We start from the raw sequence: 16096 nt of genomic DNA, 5'->3' as shown, positions 1-16096 counted from the left end.
CTGGGCAAACGTTTTCCTTGATGCCGAGTCATGCTATCCTCTTTGCCCTTCCCATCTGACCGCCTGAACGGCCTTCAGATGACGTATGTACAATCACAGGAGTCAGACCCGCATGTCATCCAACGCCGCACCGGCCCGCATTGCTATTGTTATGGGTTCCAAAAGTGACTGGGCAACCATGCAATTTACCGCCGAGATCCTCACTACGCTGGACGTGCCTTTCCAGTGTGAAGTCGTTTCGGCGCACCGCACTCCGGACAAGCTGTTCAGCTTCGCCGAGCAAGCTGCGGAGAATGGCATTCAGGTGATCATTGCTGGCGCTGGCGGCGCGGCACATCTTCCAGGCATGATTGCAGCGAAAACGCTGGTGCCTGTGCTGGGTGTTCCGGTGCAAAGCGCAGCGCTGAGCGGCGTAGACAGCCTCTACTCTATCGTACAGATGCCACGCGGCATTCCGGTAGGAACGCTGGCGATTGGTAAAGCAGGTGCGGCTAATGCGGCGCTGCTGGCTGCTCAGATTCTGGCAACCCACGATGCGGAACTCCGTTCACGTCTGGCCGCCTGGCGTCAGGCGCAGACGGATGAAGTGCTGAATAACCCGGACCCGCGGGAGGAAGCATGAAGCCGGTCTGCGTATTAGGGAATGGTCAGCTTGGGCGCATGTTACGCCAGGCTGGCGAGCCGCTGGGCATCGCCGTTTATCCGGTAGGACTGGATGCAGAGCCAGAAGCACTGCCGATCCAGCAAAGCGTGATCACTGCTGAAATTGAGCGCTGGCCGGAAACCGCCCTAACCCGTGAGCTGGCGAACCATAAAGCCTTCGTTAACCGCGATATCTTCCCTCGTCTGGCCGATCGCCTGACGCAGAAGCAGCTGCTGGACCAGCTTGGTCTGGCTACCGCGCCATGGCAGCTGCTGGCTGATGCCGCAGAGTGGCCGCAGGTGTTCTCTACCCTCGGCGAACTGGCCATCGTTAAACGCCGCACCGGTGGCTACGATGGCCGTGGTCAGTGGCGCCTGCGCGCAAACGAAACAGACTCGCTGCCTGCAGATTGCTACGGCGAATGCATTGTTGAGCAGGGCATCAATTTCTCTGGTGAAGTGTCGCTGGTTGGCGCTCGCGGCCATGATGGCAGCACCGTTTTCTATCCGCTGACCCACAACCTGCATGAAGACGGCATCCTGCGCACCAGCGTGGTTTTCCCTGAACCAGACGCTGCGCTGCAAAAGCAGGCCGAAACCATGCTGTCAGCCATTATGCATGAGCTGAAATACGTGGGCGTGATGGCGATGGAGTGCTTTGTGGTGCCGGAAGGTCTGCTGATCAACGAACTGGCTCCGCGCGTGCACAACAGCGGACACTGGACGCAGAACGGCGCTTCCATCAGCCAGTTTGAACTGCATCTGCGCGCGATCCTCGATCTGCCTCTGCCTAAGCCAGTGGTCAGCACGCCATCCGTGATGGTTAACCTGATTGGCACGGCGGTGAATCTGGACTGGCTGAAACAGCCGTTGGTGCATCTGCACTGGTATGAGAAAGAAGTTCGTCCTGGCCGTAAAGTCGGTCACCTCAACCTGTCAGATGTCAGCAAACCAGCGTTGCAGGCGGCCATTGAGGCGCTGGTTCCGCAGTTGCCAGAAGACTATGCCAGCGGCATTAGCTGGGCGGTGAAGAAATTGCAGGGCTGATCGACAAATACGAGCAGGAACGCCTGGCAAACGGGCGTTTTTCCTGCCGGTTCAGCCAAAGGACAGTCCTTAACTGTACTTAAGTATGGCTATCAATCAGACGGCAAAAACCGTATTGTGTCGGCGAACAAAATTATAAATATGCTTTATTATTAGTTAATTAGATTTATATTGCCAACACCAAGGGAACCAGTACCAAACCAACAGCGTGATAAAAGGTAAATTAAATTCACCTTTAAGAGCGCTCTGGTACGATCTGGTTCATCCTTACCGCTCACCTTCTCCCGCCGAATTCCCTCAATTTTTACTGATATTCTAAAGACGTTATCAACAGGTGCTTTTTGCACCGATCCTTTACATGCCGGGGTTAGGCGAATGTTTGGAATTATGGTAAAGTCCTGCATTAACTACGGAAGTAATATTTTCCCAGGGAGATAATGACATGGCTAAATTATTTTTTGATAATCAGACTATTAATACGTCAGTCAAAGACTATCTGGAAAGGAAACTGCACCAGTTCAACAACATTAAATACGCCTATGCCATTATGAGCAAAAGGAATCCAGCGGATTTCTCTATTATCTCTAACCGGCAGGAGTGGTTTAAAGTTTATATCGAAAACAACTTCCAATTTATCGACCCGGTGCTGATCACCGCACTCTATCGGTTAACCCCTTTCTCCTGGGATGAAAACCTGATGGTCAATAAAGGCGTCAAGGTGCCGAAGCTGTTTGATATGGCTAAAAATCACGACATTATTAATGGTTACACCTTTGTCCTGCACGACCACAATAATAACCTTGTGGTGCTCTCTATTATGCTGGATAAGCATTGCGACGATAATATTGAAGAGCTGATTCAAATTAACAAGAATAAGCTGCAAATGTTATTGATCACCACCCATGAGAAGCTGACACAGCTCTATCAGGAACAGGCCAGAAAGGCCGATTTTGATGAGATGAACACCCGCGAGCTGTTCACCAGCCGTGAGAATGAGATCATCTACTGGGCCAGCGTGGGCAAGTCCTATCAGGAAATTGCCATGATCCTTGGGATCAAGCTCACCACGGTGAAATACCATATGGGCAATGCGGTGAAGAAGCTGGGCGTGACCAATGCTAAACACGCCATCCGCCTGGGCATTGAGCTAAACCTGATCCGTCCGGTGCTTCCTGACGGGGAATGACAGCGGCCATTCGTCCAGCTCACAACCTGATGAGGGAACCTTGGTTTTCACTAACCTCATCAGCGTTTGCTGGTTACCCGCATCAACGGGCATAAAAATCAGATAAATATTCTCCTGCTTTTCTGACGTGGCCTGCTCCACTACCGACACCTTCCAGCCAGACTTCTTAAAGATCACGTACATTGGGTGGCTGACGATGGCATAAATCCCTTCATAGCCATAGTGCCGGGCATAATTGATCATCGAGAGGAAAAGCAGCGCGCTGACCGGTTGCTGAGAAAGCGCCTGTGTCTGTACCCGCTCCTTATCAATAAACAGCCGACTGGCTTCCACATAATTACCTTCTGGCAACTCGCTGTTTTTAAACCAGGACTTAAACGTGCCGGTAATCATATTTGGGTATTTTATTTCTATAAAACGCAGGCTGCAAATACAAGATTCTTTATATATACCGAAAATATAGGTGGTGCGCGGATTATCGTATTGGTCCGACTCCATCTCATTTTCCGCAGTCACCATCCAGTTAAGACGATCTTTGAAGACTTTCTTACGGAGGGAAAAAAGGTCCTGAGAGTTCAGTTCAGACAGGAAATTATATTTCACATCAAGCAAGCGCAACATATTTACTCCACCTTGAGCTACATTTTGCGCTAATAATACCTCCATTATTCACCCGCAACAAAGCACTATCCGGCCAGGATGTGAGGGCAGAGGCGAAACAAGAAGTGTTTAAACAACAGGAATGAAATCAGGCCGGAGAATGCCGGCCTGATTTTTAACCAGCGTTATATCCTCTGAACAGGGCTTTGCCTTTCAATAAACGTACGCCCAGCCAACCGCCACAGACGGATAACAGCAGCGCACCAGTTAACGGCAAGGCAACCCACAGCGTAAAGTCTGGCTCCCAGGGAAAGTCGAACACTTTACGTTGCAGGCCCCACAAGGCAGCCTCAGCGCCTATGGCCGCAGCCAGTCCTGAAACTGCACCTAACAAGGCGAACTCGCACCAGAGCGTGCCGCGCAGCAATTTCTTGCTGGCACCCAACGTGCGATAAACCACCAGCTCCTGCCTGCGCTGGCGCATGCCAACCTGAATCTGCGCCAGCAGCAGCAGCACACCGCAGGCGGTCACCAGAATCACCATAATTTCCAGAGCCTGACTGACCTGCGCCAGTACCTGGCCTATCTGGCGAAGAATGCTGCCGATGTCCAGCAGGCTCAGGGTCGGGAATTCCCGGTTGAGCTGAGCAAGCAGTGGGTTATTGCCTTCCAGACGGAAGCTGGTCAGCCAGGTTTGCGGCTGATCGTCCAGTGCGCCCGGCGGGAAGATAAAGAAGAAGTTCGGCTTCAGGCTCTCCCAGTCTACTTTGCGCAGGCTGGTAATTTTGGCCGAGAACTCCTGGGTATCGCCGGTGAAAGTCAGCGTATCGCCCAGCTTCACGCCCAGCCTGCCTGCCAGTTCTTCCTCCATCGACACTTCGCCTTTTTTCGGCGGCCAGTTGCCTGCTGTCAGAGGATTATGGTCCGGCAACTGCGCCTGCCAGGTCAGATTCAGTTCCCGGTTAAGCGCGTTATCCAGAGCCGGATCGGCTGGCTTCTGGTTGATGCCAGTCAGCCTGACGCGGGCCACCGGATAGAAGGTTTGCGGCTCAACGTGATTCTTTTCAAGGAAGGTTTTTACCTGCGGAACCTGTTCCTGGGTCATATTAAGCAGGAAGTAGTTAGGGCTGCCTGGCGGAAGCTGTTGTTGCCAACGGTCTAGCAGATCCCCGCGCATGACCAGCAACAGAGCCAGCAGCATAAAGGAGAGCGAGAAGGCCGCCAGCTGGCTGAGCGTGGTCCAGGGCTGCCGCAGGAGACGATTGATAGCCAGCCTGAACGCCAGATTACGCACGCTTAGCCGCCTGAGAAGTATCAACCCACCCCAGCCAATAGCGCCCAGCAGCGCAGACAGCAGAACGATGCCGCCGACCAGCGCCCAGAGCAGCTTGCTGCCGCCTACCAGCATCGCCAGCAGCGCGATCACGACCAGCGCCATGGCTGGCAGATAGAACTTCAGCGGCCAGACATCTGCCACCGCATCACGGCGCAGTACGCGTAAAGGCTGCGTCGCCAACAGCAGGCGATAGGGACGAAGGCCAACTAACAGCGAGATGATAAACAGCGAACCAACCGCCCACAGCCAGGGCCAGGCGCTGGCGGCAGGCAGTTCACCAGGGAGAACCGGTTTAAGCATCCGCAGCAACAGCACTTCAAAGCCCATGCCGATGGCCCCGCCGCAGACCGCAGCCAGCAGCAGCACGGCCAGCCATTGCCCGACAATCAGCTTTCTGAGCGCGGCACGATTGGCCCCGAGGGTTTTTAGCACCGCAACCAAATCATAACGGCTCTTACAGTAATGGCTCATGGCTACCGCAACGGCGGCAATCGCCAGCATCAGCGTCAACAGTGCCGACAGCAACAGGAACTGCTGCGCTCTCACCATCGATTTGCCCAGCGCATCTTCCGAATTCTCCACGCTTATCCAACGCTGGTCGGGTTTGATGTTCGCTTCGATATAGCTGTCGTAACGGCTGAGCTGCTCCGGAGTTCCGGCAAATTTATAACGCCAGGTCACGCGGCTGCCTGGCTGAATAGCCCCGGTTTTGCCAACGTCGGCCAGATTCATCAGCAGCCTTGGCGCTGTCTGGAACGGGTTAAAGCCCGCGTCCGGCTCCTGAACAACCTCCCCCGCTACCCGTAACGTGGTATCCCCCACATCCAGATCCGCCCCTGATTTCAGGTTCAGCAACGCCAACAGACGCGGCGCTGCCAGCACGGTTCCAGCCGCCGGTTTCAGTCCAGCGGGTTCCGTTGTCAGCGAACCGAACATCGGATAGAGATCGTCAACCGCTTTAACCGAGGCCAGCTGCGGCGTATCGGCGGCAAACGTCATGGTCATAAACGTCAGCTGACGCCCGACCTGTAATCCTTCCTGCTTCGCTTCATCCAGCCAGGCTTGCGGCACTTCACGGGAGCTTTGCAGCGTCCGGTCACCCGCCATAAAATCACGGCTTTGCTGGGTAAGGCCTTTTTCCATGCGATCGCTCAGTGACCCCAGCGCCAGCACACAGGCCACGGCCAGCGTCAGGGCAAGCCAGACAATCAGCAGCGAAGGCGATTTCCATTCACGCCAGAACCAGCGCCAGATCATGCTTCCTCCCACAGCTTACCGTCACGCACCCGCAGGCGACGATCGCAGCGGGCAGCCAGCTGTTCATCGTGGGTGACCAGAATCAGGGTCGTGGCAAGGTCGCGGTTTAGTGAGAACAGCAGATCGGCAATGCGATCGCCCGTTTTACGATCCAGGTTTCCGGTGGGTTCATCAGCAAACAGCAGCGCTGGCTTGCCGTTGAAGGCTCTGGCCAGCGCGACACGCTGTTGCTCTCCGCCTGACAGTTGGGATGGCAGGTGCGTCAGACGCTCTGCCAGCCCCAGCTGAGCCAGCAATGCCTGAGCCTGTTCGCGGCTTTGTCGATCGCTCTCGCCACGAAGCAAAGCAGGTAACTGCACGTTTTCTAACGCATTCAGCGTGGGAACTAACATGAAGGACTGAAAAACAAAGCCGACGCTTTTGGCACGCAGTTCGGCACGTTGCTCCTCGTCCATTTTGTGCAGTGGCGAGCCGAGCAGAAAGACTTCGCCTTCGGATCCGTCATCCAGCCCGGCCAGAATTCCCAGCAAAGTCGATTTGCCGGAACCCGACTCACCAATCAACGCGATGGTTTCAGCCGGTTTGACAACCAGCTCAACTCCGGTAAGGATGGAAAGCTGATGCTCACCCTGACCGACGGACTTACTAAGACGATGAACTTCAAGAATGTTTTCCGCTGGCATTACCCTTTCCTGTTATTATTGGCCCTGATGTCGCTCCGCGCGACGGCGGCAGATACGCTGCTGGTACTGGGCGACAGTTTAAGCGCCGGTTACCGGATGTCCGCCACTACAGCGTGGCCCGCGTTACTCAATGATAAATGGCAGAAATCGCCCACTATCGTTAACGGTAGCATAAGCGGCGACACTGCAACGCAGGGGCTGGCTCGCCTGCCCTCACTGCTGAAGCAGCATCAACCGCGCTGGGTGCTGATAGAACTGGGAGGAAACGACGGTTTACGGGGCTTCCCACCGCAAAATATTGAGCAGGACTTAAGTAAAATTATTGCTCAGGTGAAAGCTGCTAATGCACAGCCATTGCTGATGCAAATCCGTCTGCCAGCCAATTATGGCCGCCGTTATACCGCTTCTTTCAGTGGGATTTACCCCAAGCTGGCAAAAGAGTTTTCCATCCCGCTGGTGCCTTTCTTTATGGAACAGGTGTACCTGAAACCAGAGTGGATGCAGCAAGATGGGATCCACCCAAATCCCGATGCCCAACCGTTTATTGCCGGGCTGATGGCCAAAGAACTGGCTCCTCTAGTTAAGCATGAGTAACGGGGTTTGCAGACGGCCTACAGGTAAAGTTATGCAAAAAATCATAGTAATAACCGGCTGTTCCAGCGGGATTGGTCTGGTGGCCGCCAACGATTTATTGCGCCGCGGTTATCACATCTTTGCGGCTTGTCGTAAGCCGGAAGATGTGGCGCGGATGAATGAACTGGGGTTTACCGGCATTCAACTGGATCTGAACGACAGCGAGAGCGTTGAACGCGCTGCGGCGGAGATAATCGCCCTTAGCGAAGGGCGAGTGTACGGGCTGTTCAATAACGGCGGCTATGGCGTTTATGGTCCGCTGGAGTCTATTTCACGCCAGCAGATGGAGCAGCAGTTCGCCACGAACCTGTTCGGTACGCATCAGCTGACGACATTATTACTGCCCGCCTTGCGCGCCAGCGGTGCAGCCAGAATAGTGAACACCAGTTCGGTTTTAGGGCTGATTTCCACTCCCGGTCGCGGCACCTATGCGGCCAGCAAATATGCGCTGGAAGCCTGGTCAGATGCGCTGCGTATGGAGCTGCACGGTAGCGGCATTCGCGTCAGCCTGATTGAGCCTGGGCCGATCAAAACAAAATTCACAGAGAACGTCAGTCAGGGCCAGCTGGACAAACCGGTGAAGAACCCCGGCATTGCTGCCCGTTTCACGCTGCCGCCCGAGGCAATTTTGCCGAAATTGCGCCATGCTTTAGAGAGTAAGCATCCGCGCTTGCGCTATCCGGTGACCGTTGTCGCCCACGGCATGAGCCTGTTGCGCCGTTTACTGCCCGGCTGGATGCTGGATCGCATTTTGCGCGGGAAATAGCCGGATAGCGACGATAAACCTTGAAGCACCGCGCTGCGCCCCAATACAGTAAGAAACCCGGATAAAGAGACGAATTCATGTCACCACAAGCTGCAATTGTTACGATTAACGAAGCCAACCTGCAACAGACGCTAGAGCAGTCTATGCAGGTGCCGGTCCTGTTTTACTTCTGGTCTGCCCGCAGCCAGCATTGCCAGGAACTGTCACCGGTTCTGGAACGCCTTGCACAGGAGTATGCTGGTCAGTTCATCCTGGCCGAGCTGGATTGTGATGCCGAACCGGCCGTCGCTCAGCAGTTTGGGCTGCGCTCTATTCCAACCGTTTATCTGTTCCAGAATGGTCAGCCTGTTGATGGTTTCCAGGGGCCGCAACCGGAAGAAGCTATCCGCGCCCTGCTGGAAAAAGTGCTGCCAAAGGCAGAAGAATTGAAAGCGCAAGAAGGCATGCAGCTGATGGAAGAAGGCAAAGTGCTGGATGCCCTGCCGCTGCTGAAAGAGGCCTGGCAGCTGAGCAATCAGAACAGCGAGATGGGCTTCCTGCTGGCTGAAGCGCTGATTGCCTTAAGCCGCAGCGAGGAAGCTGAACAAGTGCTGAGCGTGGTGCCTTTGCAGGACAAAGATACCCGTTATCAGGGGCTGATGGCGCAGATCGATCTGCTTAAGCAAGCGGCAGACACGCCAGAGATCCAACAGCTTCAACAGCAGCTGGAAGCTGAACCTGAAAACGCTGAGCTGGCTGCCAAACTGGCGCTGCAACTGCATCAGGTTGGACGAAATGAAGAAGCGCTGGAACTGCTGTTCAGCCACCTGAAGAAGGATTTGGGTGCAGCGAACGGTCAGGCGCGTAAAATGCTGCAGGAGATCCTGGCTGCGCTGGGAACGGGCGATGCACTGGCGGCAAAATACCGCAGGCAGCTCTACTCTTTGCTGTACTGATCTTCCCGGAACCTTTTAGCCTGCCTTGCTGGCGGGCTGAATGATGACGGGGTTGGGCCGAATGAGTCGGCCCAGGTAACAACAATCCGGAGGTTATATGCTCACAGTCATTCCCGTCATTATTGTTCTGGCCCTGATCGTTGTCTGGTCAGGCATTAAAATTGTCCCTCAAGGCTATCAGTGGACGGTGGAGCGCTTTGGCCGTTATACCAAAACGCTGCAACCTGGCCTGAATCTTCTGGTGCCGTTTATGGATCGTGTCGGTCGCAAGATCAGCATGATGGAACAGGTTCTGGATATCCCCTCGCAAGAAATCATCTCCAAAGACAACGCCAGCGTTACCATTGATGCCGTCTGCTTCACGCAGGTAGTGGATGCGCCACGCGCAGCCTATGAAGTGCGTAATCTTGAACTGGCGATTGTGAATCTGACCATGACCAATGTACACGTTTAATTATAACCATATAAATCAATTGGATGGTTGGGATTGATTAATTTTCAGGCAATAAAAAACCCCGAACAGAATTAACTGAACGGGGTCACGGGTTACTTGGAACTTTTGAGCAATGACGGTGTGAACCCAGCATTCTGACCGGCAGTCTGCCAGCCCCCACCCAGTCCCTGAGAACTCATCAACTGTGACTCACTGTGATTGGTAATCGAATACTGAGCCTCTGATTGAACAAAATGGATAAAGCTTGGTTTATCAAACTCAATAGTCACTGGGGCAATTGCCTGAACCTGAGCAGGTTGAACGTTAAGCGTCATTTGCATCATGTTCTGTTGCAGGCTCATTCGCTGAGCATCTCTTAGGCCATCTTTCAGGTAGTCCGTAGACTTGAATGAATAGTCTGTCTGTAGATTACTTTTCAGATTGTCGATAAGTGACTGTGAAGGGTTGTCACTGTTCACACGTTCATAGTTCTTATTGCCGCTATCCATCCAATCCAGCATCTTTTCTACGAACGAATCTTTGATTACCCCGTCACCGTACTTATCTGAAGGGTTATCATTCTTGCTGATATCCTTATTCGTGAGCCAGTTAATAAACCAAACCATTTTATCAATTGCAGCTTCAAATGCCTGATAAGGGAGGTTTGCCAGGGACTTGCCAAGATTCCAGAAGAATTTACCAACTATTGAAAGTGCTTTTTGTGATTCTGGTGACAGACTGCTCCAGAGGTCATCAAGTGACTTTTTGAAACCGTCTAACACTTCCATGTTCTTCTTGATGCGGTCACTTAGGTAAGCAACGCTCTTACCAATGCCAATGAACACAGGTTCAGCACGAATCAGGACGCTGGTAAGGACGTCCATCCATGAGCCTACAGATGTCCCTGTGGCAGCGAACATAGACACAAGGTCATTGTTCCATGCGTTAGCGAGTCTGCCCTGCTGTGCCTGGATGCTTTCCTGTGCCTTTACAGCGGCACCTGTTGAAGTATTGAAATCCTTCATGCCCTTTTCAAAATTCTTCAGGAAAACTGCTGGGTCAATATCCTTCATGTTATCGATAAGCCAACGTTTAGATTTACCCATAGCCTGAGCTGTAATCTTCAACGCTTCTGGAATGGCATTAGTTAACTGATTGATATCTTGCTTGTTTATCTTGGCAGAACCGGAAATTTGGCTGATTGCATAGTTTGCCCTTCCCTGTGCTTCCTGATTTACACCAGTGGCATGTGAAAAGACCGACAAATTTTCCATGTGCGCCAACAGGTCATCATTTGAAAACTTCTCATGGGGCATTGTGTTACGTAGGATGGCTATCTCTCTGCGGCTCTCTGTCTCGTCTAGACCGTATTTGTTAGCCAGTGCTTTGACAGATGCTTCAACACTGCCAGCATCCTTACCAAACGCAGAGGACATCATAGTTTGCGTCTGAGAGCGCTCAGAACCTTGTTTGTAAGACTCTCGTGCTATCTCTCCAGCTTTTTGGATAGCGAACAGAATACCGGATGAGAGCATGACACCCTTGAGTGTTCCCAGCATGGTAGAGCTTTCAGCACTTCTTGTACTGGTCACAGGAGGTCTTACAGTTGCCCTTGTGCGCTCTCTTTGTTCTGCTTGCTGGTGGCGGTTAATCTCAGTTGTATCACGTCTGGTAGCTGCTGCATGTTCTCTTACCTGATTCTGTAATACTGCAAAGTAACGTCTAAGCTGCTCTGTATCGTTACCAAAGCTGAGCATCGCATTAGCAGCACGAGACTGTACCTCACGAGCGAATAAAGTGTTCCTTCCACCAGAGACTTCTAAACGGCGCATCTGAGCAGAGTTATTAAATCTTTCATATAAACGCTGAGCCGGAGAATTACGTGGAGGTCTAGTATTAGGAGCGGGAGTACCGTTACCATTACCACCTACTCTAGGAGGTCTGATTCTGCCCAATGTACCATTAACTCTTCGGACTGCTGCACGAGCATCATTTTCTAATCCAGTGAACACATTTGAGCTGTTAACACGTTTATTTAAAGCTTTTTCGAGATTCTTGGAGATGTTTTGAGAGATAGATTTAGAGTGTTTCTCAAGGGCAACGAATTTCTTATGCAAAGGTGCCGTGTCGATGTTCTTGAAGACTTTATTAAGACGAGATTCCATGACCTGTGAGGAAGCCAGCACCTTCTTCTCAAGACGCTCTAAACCTTTGGTCACTTTCTCTTGGAAACCAACTTCAATGACGAATTCTGATACTGTAAACTTACCCATTATTAGAACCCTTCACTTTAAAGTGCAGGTGACCCGCTGCAAGCAGTTGCTCGTTAACCTTAATCTGAGCAGGAGAGATACCGAAGCGCTTTAATGTTTCAGCATCACGGTTCATGATTGCAGTTAGCAAGCTGTCACAGAGAACATGACCAGATTCAAAATTACTGGTATCTCTAAGGATGCGGATTAGGTTGTTTAGTGCAGGTCGTCCATTACTGAAATTATTTCCAGGTCTGAAGCGCCCTCTATTAGGAGTTGTTGTAATTGTCATTTCAGACCTCTTTTATTTATTATTTTAAGTAAGCTTCCAGCGTAGGAATCTGTTTAAGTCTTTTTGCGATGTCTTTCTTGAACTCTGAAAGCTGAATAGCCGCATGGTTACGCTTATTAACCAGTACATCTCTGTCTAATGTTTGCTGCGCTTCTGCATATGCAATAGCTTCTGGGCTGGTGGCATACTCAAGGATATTGTTAACCTCAACAGGAATCAGCACCAGGTTTGCTGGTCGTCTCTGCCAAAGTTTATAACCTTGAGGAATCTGACCTGTAGACAGAATAGAGTTGAAATGCGTATCACCGGCGCAAGGTAAAAGCTTTACATCAGGATGCATTCCAGTGATAGCGAAGCTGTTCTGATGATTTATTTTCGAAATAGTAGACTGACGGTCGTAATGTTCAACATCAGCACACGTTTGAGAATGTTTAAAGGTTAATTCTCTGATGCGAGGAATGGCAAAATTTTCTAAAGCTGTACGCTGTTCTGATGGTGACAATAGTGAAAGGTCATCTGTAGCATGGTTTTTTTCATCATTTATAGACTGAAGAGATAAATGTAAAGCTTCAGCTTCTTGCTGAGCCTTATCAGCAGCTTCTGTGTTTGTAAAAAGACCATGTGAATCTAGAATTGTGTGGTCAGCGTTTCTTGCTACTGGTAATGGGGTTGGAATATTATTCATTCTGTTTCCTTAAATAGGTGATATAGCTACGTACCATCTGCTTTCAAAGCACTCTTCATGGACTTAGCTAAACCTCTTATAAATTTTTTATGTATATCATTAACTTGATACTCAACCTCTGTAGAGGGTATCTGAGTCTTTATCACAAGTTGACGAATCTCTTCTTTGAAAAGTTCTGGCTGGTGGAATAGTTTCAGAACGTCTGCAAAGGATGTTTTGTTTGTATCGAGTGTTATCCCGATACGAGATAGTTTGAGCATTGGTCACCCTAACAGCACAGCAAAGAGGTAACCTGAAGAGATAGCACTACTCGTTAAAAGTAATATTTCCTGCATTCTGTTACCTCTGCTTGCTGAGTAATTCCTGATTATGGTTAAACTCTTGCTGATACAGCGATTTGATATAAACGTAATCTTCCAGTGACAGGAAGTCTGGGAAACTTAGTTCCATAACCTCTGTCAGCGTCACTTTGATAAATGTGTTGGCTGCTAAGTTATAAATTCTCAGCATATCCATAGCAGGTTTATATTGAGCCTCAGCAATAGCAGCGTCTGTACGTGGACAGTTGAGTAATGCTTGAGTTGCCTCTGTTAGGCGATATTCAGGACTGACAGGGCGTCTGTTGAGAAAAAACTTTTAAAGTTCGCTTCAATGGCGAATGATAAGAAGGTCACCAGTTCACCATAATTTCCAGAGAAATAATCATCAGGTTTAATCGGGAAGTCATCAATTGTTGAACCATTGAAGAGTTGGAGAATCATTTTTTCAATTTCCAGTTCATCAAGATTGTTCAGAGCGCTTAAAGCAATTTCTGAGAGGTCAGCGTTATCACGTTGCATCGTAGCCAGTACTGGGATTGCCACTTTACTTAGCTGAGTGGACATCTGGATTCCCTGAAGAGCAGGGAGTAATACAATTTTTAATACTTTACCATCAGACATGGTTTTTTCAGCTGTTTTGATAGCCATTAGGTACACCTTAAAAGAGTTGGATAGAGTTTTATTTTTTATAAAAAGAGGTGAAGCCAATGTATGTTTAGCAACACCATCAGGAAAGCAATTTTAATATACGCCAGAGTAATACCCTCAATGTACATCAGTGATGCACAAGCTCAATGAGAGGGGTTCCTCACCTGCTTGGAGAAAACAGGATTTAGACTTAAGGCGCTATTCTGGAGTATATCAAGAGGGGGAGTGGAAACAGGGTTAATGATAGTGCTCTATCCGTCACCCTAACATAATTTCGAACAATCTTTTTCCCACTCTTTAATTATATCAGAAACAGGTAATTTGTCACGTTATTTCGGTGATTTAACGGTAGATATTATTGACTTTTAGAATAACTCTATTGAGCCATGGTCACCGTGATAACGAGTAACCTCATACCCTTTTAAGTTAATGTCAGTAGCCATATTCTTTCGCATAAAATCCAGTGACACTTCAGTGGTTACCAAACATGCTCCCTTCAGGCTATACGTGTTCAGGTTGATTCTTTTCATGACTGGGGAATAACAGAAGATAGCTCCAGTGTGACCCTTTGACTTCTCCTGCATCTCCTTGAGGGATTTATTGTCAGGGAATACCACAATGGTGTTATCACGTAATGGTGACTCATACATTCATACCTCTTTTATTTTTTCTAAAAAAATTAGATGCTGGTGGTTGTTCTGGAAAGTTTTATCAGCGTTAATGTATACCTGCTTAGTCTTGTCAAAACAGGCGTTACCTTTTGAAAGCAAAATATTAAAATATCTGCAACATTCTATTAACCCTCGCCAGAGCCACTGCTAAGTATCCAAAGGCATTCACAGAGCATTACCAATAACTGACAAGGATATTCATTAGAGTTGCTTAGGGTGCGTTACAGAGAGGATTTAGGGTAAGCGTGGCTGAGCATTGTCAGCGCTACTGATAAGTGGTGTGCTGCTGGTGGCTAGCATAGCTACAGATAGCCGTCAACATAATTAATTTTGACACCTCGAGTCTACTTAACGATTGTTTAGTAGATTAGTGAATTAGTAGACTGTATACTTAGTGCTGTTGAAATCTGCTAATAAGCAGCGGGAACCACACCATGAAATACTTTTACGTTCGGGCATCCACTACAGGGCAGACTGTCACCCAGCAGGTTAGCCAGTTAGAGCAGCATTACGGTAAAGCTGATGCTGTGTTTTCGGATATCGGTGTATCGGGCACTGTCAGCACAATGAACCGTGATGGCTTCAAGGAGATGTTTAACCTCCTTCAAACTGGCGACTCTGTTCATGTAATCGGGATAGACCGCTTAGGACGCTCATCTATTGACGTTCTGACCACTGTTGAGTCACTGAGCAAGAAATCTGTCAGCGTGATGTCACAGCGTGAAGGTGTGGATTTCGGTACATCAATGGGCAAGATGATTCTTGGCGTTATCTCTTCAATGGCTCAACTGGAAAGGGATATGATTAGTGAAAGGACCAAGGCCAAGCTGTCACAGTTGAAATCAGAGGGAGTTAAACTGGGTAAACCTGTATCTGAAGCTGGTGTTAAAGCCAGGGAACTCTTATCTGAAGGCGTCAGCGTGGCAGATGTGATGTCAGCAACAGGTATTGGTAGAGCAATGGCTTTTCGTATTAAGAAATCCTTAGCAGCAGTGTAAAAATAACCACCGCTACGATTGAGAAGCTGTACGGGTAATCTATAGGTACAGCCAGTGCCAGCGTTAGCAGGTGGCTGAGTTTGTTTAGCAACATAATTCTTTACCGCCATTCCCTTACCAGCTCACTGATAATTTGTTTTCTTAATTCTGCATCGTGCAATCTCTTAATCTCCAGGGCAATAAGCACAGGAGTCTTGTAACCCTTCACCAGAGCTTTCTGCTTAAATAGCTGGAGAGTTTCATTTCGGATTGATGTAAGTTTAGATTCGACCATCAGAGGTCTCCTTTCGCGATAATTAGCAGTAACTGCTGTCGTGTTAAGCCTGTCATTTTAACAAGGCTGTCTAACTGCTGAACCGTCTTCAGGCTCAGGCGTATGTTTGTGTGACCAGTCATTGTGAAATTCCTTGCGTTCAATTGTGTGTACAGAATCAACTTAACCGTTGAGGTTTAATCTCGCCTCTTGCTCATACAGCAATCGTTAGTCTCGCCAGCTCGCCTTACCCTTTTAAGCCACCCAGAATCGATTCCAGGCAACCTTACTGCTAAGGGTATGACTTGCATGGATATGACCAGAGAGTTGCCTAAAGGGCTTCTGAGGGGTGATTTTGAGTTAATGAATAAAATGTTAATGTAATGTTAAATTTATGCACTTTTAAGGTGAATTTATGAATGAGATTGAGAATGTGGTTAAGCCAACAGCAAAACCTGT

The 16096-nt window shown here is 49.5% G+C and carries 14 protein-coding genes and 1 pseudogene; 8 read left to right on the top strand and 7 right to left on the bottom strand.

Features of this window, described 5'->3' with window-relative positions; all coding sequences use genetic code 11:
• Positions 1-112: 112 nt before the first annotated feature.
• The 3 genes from purE (at position 113) to WCC56_RS03860 (ending at position 2875) form a co-directional block, all read left to right on the top strand.
• Positions 113-622, top strand: a complete 510-nt coding sequence (purE, locus tag WCC56_RS03870) for a 5-(carboxyamino)imidazole ribonucleotide mutase (protein ID WP_424691121.1) — start codon at positions 113-115, stop codon at positions 620-622.
• Positions 619-1689: a 5-(carboxyamino)imidazole ribonucleotide synthase gene (gene purK, locus WCC56_RS03865; protein WP_424691120.1), complete on the top strand. Its 1071-nt coding sequence runs from the start codon at positions 619-621 to the stop codon at positions 1687-1689. Before purE ends, purK begins: the two co-directional genes overlap by 4 nt.
• Positions 1690-2131: 442 nt before the next feature.
• Positions 2132-2875 carry a helix-turn-helix transcriptional regulator gene (locus WCC56_RS03860; protein ID WP_424691119.1) on the top strand — a complete coding sequence of 248 codons (744 nt, stop codon included), beginning with the start codon at positions 2132-2134 and terminating at the stop codon, positions 2873-2875.
• On the opposite strand, the gene WCC56_RS03855 is transcribed toward WCC56_RS03860, so the two are convergent.
• The 3 genes from WCC56_RS03855 to ybbA all read right to left on the bottom strand — a co-directional run bounded on the left by WCC56_RS03855 (position 2837) and on the right by ybbA (position 6751).
• A complete protein-coding gene (locus WCC56_RS03855; RefSeq protein WP_424691118.1) occupies positions 2837-3496 on the bottom strand; it encodes an acyl-homoserine-lactone synthase in 660 nt (219 codons plus the stop codon). The two genes, WCC56_RS03860 and WCC56_RS03855, sit on opposite strands and share 39 nt — an antisense overlap.
• A 154-nt stretch (positions 3497-3650) precedes the next feature.
• On the bottom strand, positions 3651-6068 hold the full coding sequence (ybbP, locus tag WCC56_RS03850; RefSeq protein WP_424691117.1) for a putative ABC transporter permease subunit YbbP: 2418 nt from the start codon (positions 6066-6068) through the stop codon (positions 3651-3653).
• Positions 6065-6751 carry a putative ABC transporter ATP-binding protein YbbA gene (ybbA, locus tag WCC56_RS03845; RefSeq protein WP_053141917.1) on the bottom strand — a complete coding sequence of 229 codons (687 nt, stop codon included), beginning with the start codon at positions 6749-6751 and terminating at the stop codon, positions 6065-6067. The genes ybbP and ybbA overlap by 4 nt, the downstream gene beginning before the upstream one ends.
• Here ybbA and tesA point away from each other — a divergent pair.
• From tesA to WCC56_RS03825, 4 genes and pseudogenes are all read left to right on the top strand, one after another.
• On the top strand, positions 6722-7345 hold the full coding sequence (tesA, locus tag WCC56_RS03840; protein WP_424691116.1) for a multifunctional acyl-CoA thioesterase I/protease I/lysophospholipase L1: 624 nt from the start codon (positions 6722-6724) through the stop codon (positions 7343-7345). The genes ybbA and tesA overlap by 30 nt on opposite strands.
• Before the next feature lie 31 nt (positions 7346-7376).
• Positions 7377-8150: an SDR family oxidoreductase gene (locus tag WCC56_RS03835; protein WP_424691115.1), complete on the top strand. Its 774-nt coding sequence runs from the start codon at positions 7377-7379 to the stop codon at positions 8148-8150.
• A 77-nt stretch (positions 8151-8227) separates the two neighbouring features.
• The gene (locus WCC56_RS03830; protein WP_424691114.1) at positions 8228-9085 is read left to right on the top strand and encodes a co-chaperone YbbN; all 858 of its coding nucleotides are present in this window, start codon (positions 8228-8230) and stop codon (positions 9083-9085) included.
• A 97-nt stretch (positions 9086-9182) separates the two neighbouring features.
• Positions 9183-9530 (top strand): annotated as a pseudogene (locus WCC56_RS03825) (SPFH domain-containing protein); the annotation flags it as partial.
• 101 nt (positions 9531-9631) lie between these two features.
• Here the strand turns inward: WCC56_RS03825 and WCC56_RS03820 are convergent.
• From WCC56_RS03820 to WCC56_RS03805, 4 genes are all read right to left on the bottom strand, one after another.
• On the bottom strand, positions 9632-11791 hold the full coding sequence (locus WCC56_RS03820) for a tape measure protein (RefSeq protein ID WP_424691113.1): 2160 nt from the start codon (positions 11789-11791) through the stop codon (positions 9632-9634).
• The gene (locus tag WCC56_RS03815; RefSeq protein WP_424691112.1) at positions 11784-12062 is read right to left on the bottom strand and encodes a hypothetical protein; all 279 of its coding nucleotides are present in this window, start codon (positions 12060-12062) and stop codon (positions 11784-11786) included. The genes WCC56_RS03820 and WCC56_RS03815 overlap by 8 nt, the downstream gene beginning before the upstream one ends.
• A 19-nt stretch (positions 12063-12081) precedes the next feature.
• Positions 12082-12747, bottom strand: coding sequence for a hypothetical protein (locus WCC56_RS03810; protein ID WP_424691111.1), 666 nt, complete (start codon positions 12745-12747; stop codon positions 12082-12084).
• A gap of 590 nt (positions 12748-13337) precedes the next feature.
• A complete protein-coding gene (locus WCC56_RS03805; protein ID WP_424691110.1) occupies positions 13338-13715 on the bottom strand; it encodes a phage tail assembly chaperone in 378 nt (125 codons plus the stop codon).
• A gap of 1105 nt (positions 13716-14820) precedes the next feature.
• Between WCC56_RS03805 and WCC56_RS03800 the strand changes: the two genes are divergently transcribed.
• On the top strand, positions 14821-15384 hold the full coding sequence (locus tag WCC56_RS03800) for a recombinase family protein (RefSeq protein ID WP_424691109.1): 564 nt from the start codon (positions 14821-14823) through the stop codon (positions 15382-15384).
• The last annotated feature ends 712 nt before the right edge of the window (positions 15385-16096 follow it).

Origin of the sequence: Erwinia sp. (genome assembly GCF_049696395.1) — a bacterium.
Taxonomy (GTDB): Bacteria; Pseudomonadota; Gammaproteobacteria; order Enterobacterales; family Enterobacteriaceae; genus Erwinia.
This window is presented reverse-complemented; position numbering and strand designations above follow the sequence as displayed.

Bases quoted from the DNA above. Each gene is read 5' to 3' on its own strand.
- purE (WP_424691121.1), top strand. From the start codon at position 113: ATGTCATCCAACGCCGCACCGGCCCGCATTGCTATTGTTATGGGTTCC.
- purK (WP_424691120.1), top strand. From the start codon at position 619: ATGAAGCCGGTCTGCGTATTAGGGAATGGTCAGCTTGGGCGCATGTTA.
- WCC56_RS03860 (WP_424691119.1), top strand. From the start codon at position 2,132: ATGGCTAAATTATTTTTTGATAATCAGACTATTAATACGTCAGTCAAA.
- WCC56_RS03855 (WP_424691118.1), bottom strand. From the start codon at position 3,496: ATGTTGCGCTTGCTTGATGTGAAATATAATTTCCTGTCTGAACTGAAC.
- ybbP (WP_424691117.1), bottom strand. From the start codon at position 6,068: ATGATCTGGCGCTGGTTCTGGCGTGAATGGAAATCGCCTTCGCTGCTG.
- tesA (WP_424691116.1), top strand. From the start codon at position 6,722: ATGAACTTCAAGAATGTTTTCCGCTGGCATTACCCTTTCCTGTTATTA.
- ybbA (WP_053141917.1), bottom strand. From the start codon at position 6,751: ATGCCAGCGGAAAACATTCTTGAAGTTCATCGTCTTAGTAAGTCCGTC.
- WCC56_RS03835 (WP_424691115.1), top strand. From the start codon at position 7,377: ATGCAAAAAATCATAGTAATAACCGGCTGTTCCAGCGGGATTGGTCTG.
- WCC56_RS03830 (WP_424691114.1), top strand. From the start codon at position 8,228: ATGTCACCACAAGCTGCAATTGTTACGATTAACGAAGCCAACCTGCAA.
- WCC56_RS03820 (WP_424691113.1), bottom strand. From the start codon at position 11,791: ATGGGTAAGTTTACAGTATCAGAATTCGTCATTGAAGTTGGTTTCCAA.
- WCC56_RS03815 (WP_424691112.1), bottom strand. From the start codon at position 12,062: ATGACAATTACAACAACTCCTAATAGAGGGCGCTTCAGACCTGGAAAT.
- WCC56_RS03810 (WP_424691111.1), bottom strand. From the start codon at position 12,747: ATGAATAATATTCCAACCCCATTACCAGTAGCAAGAAACGCTGACCAC.
- WCC56_RS03805 (WP_424691110.1), bottom strand. From the start codon at position 13,715: ATGGCTATCAAAACAGCTGAAAAAACCATGTCTGATGGTAAAGTATTA.
- WCC56_RS03800 (WP_424691109.1), top strand. From the start codon at position 14,821: ATGAAATACTTTTACGTTCGGGCATCCACTACAGGGCAGACTGTCACC.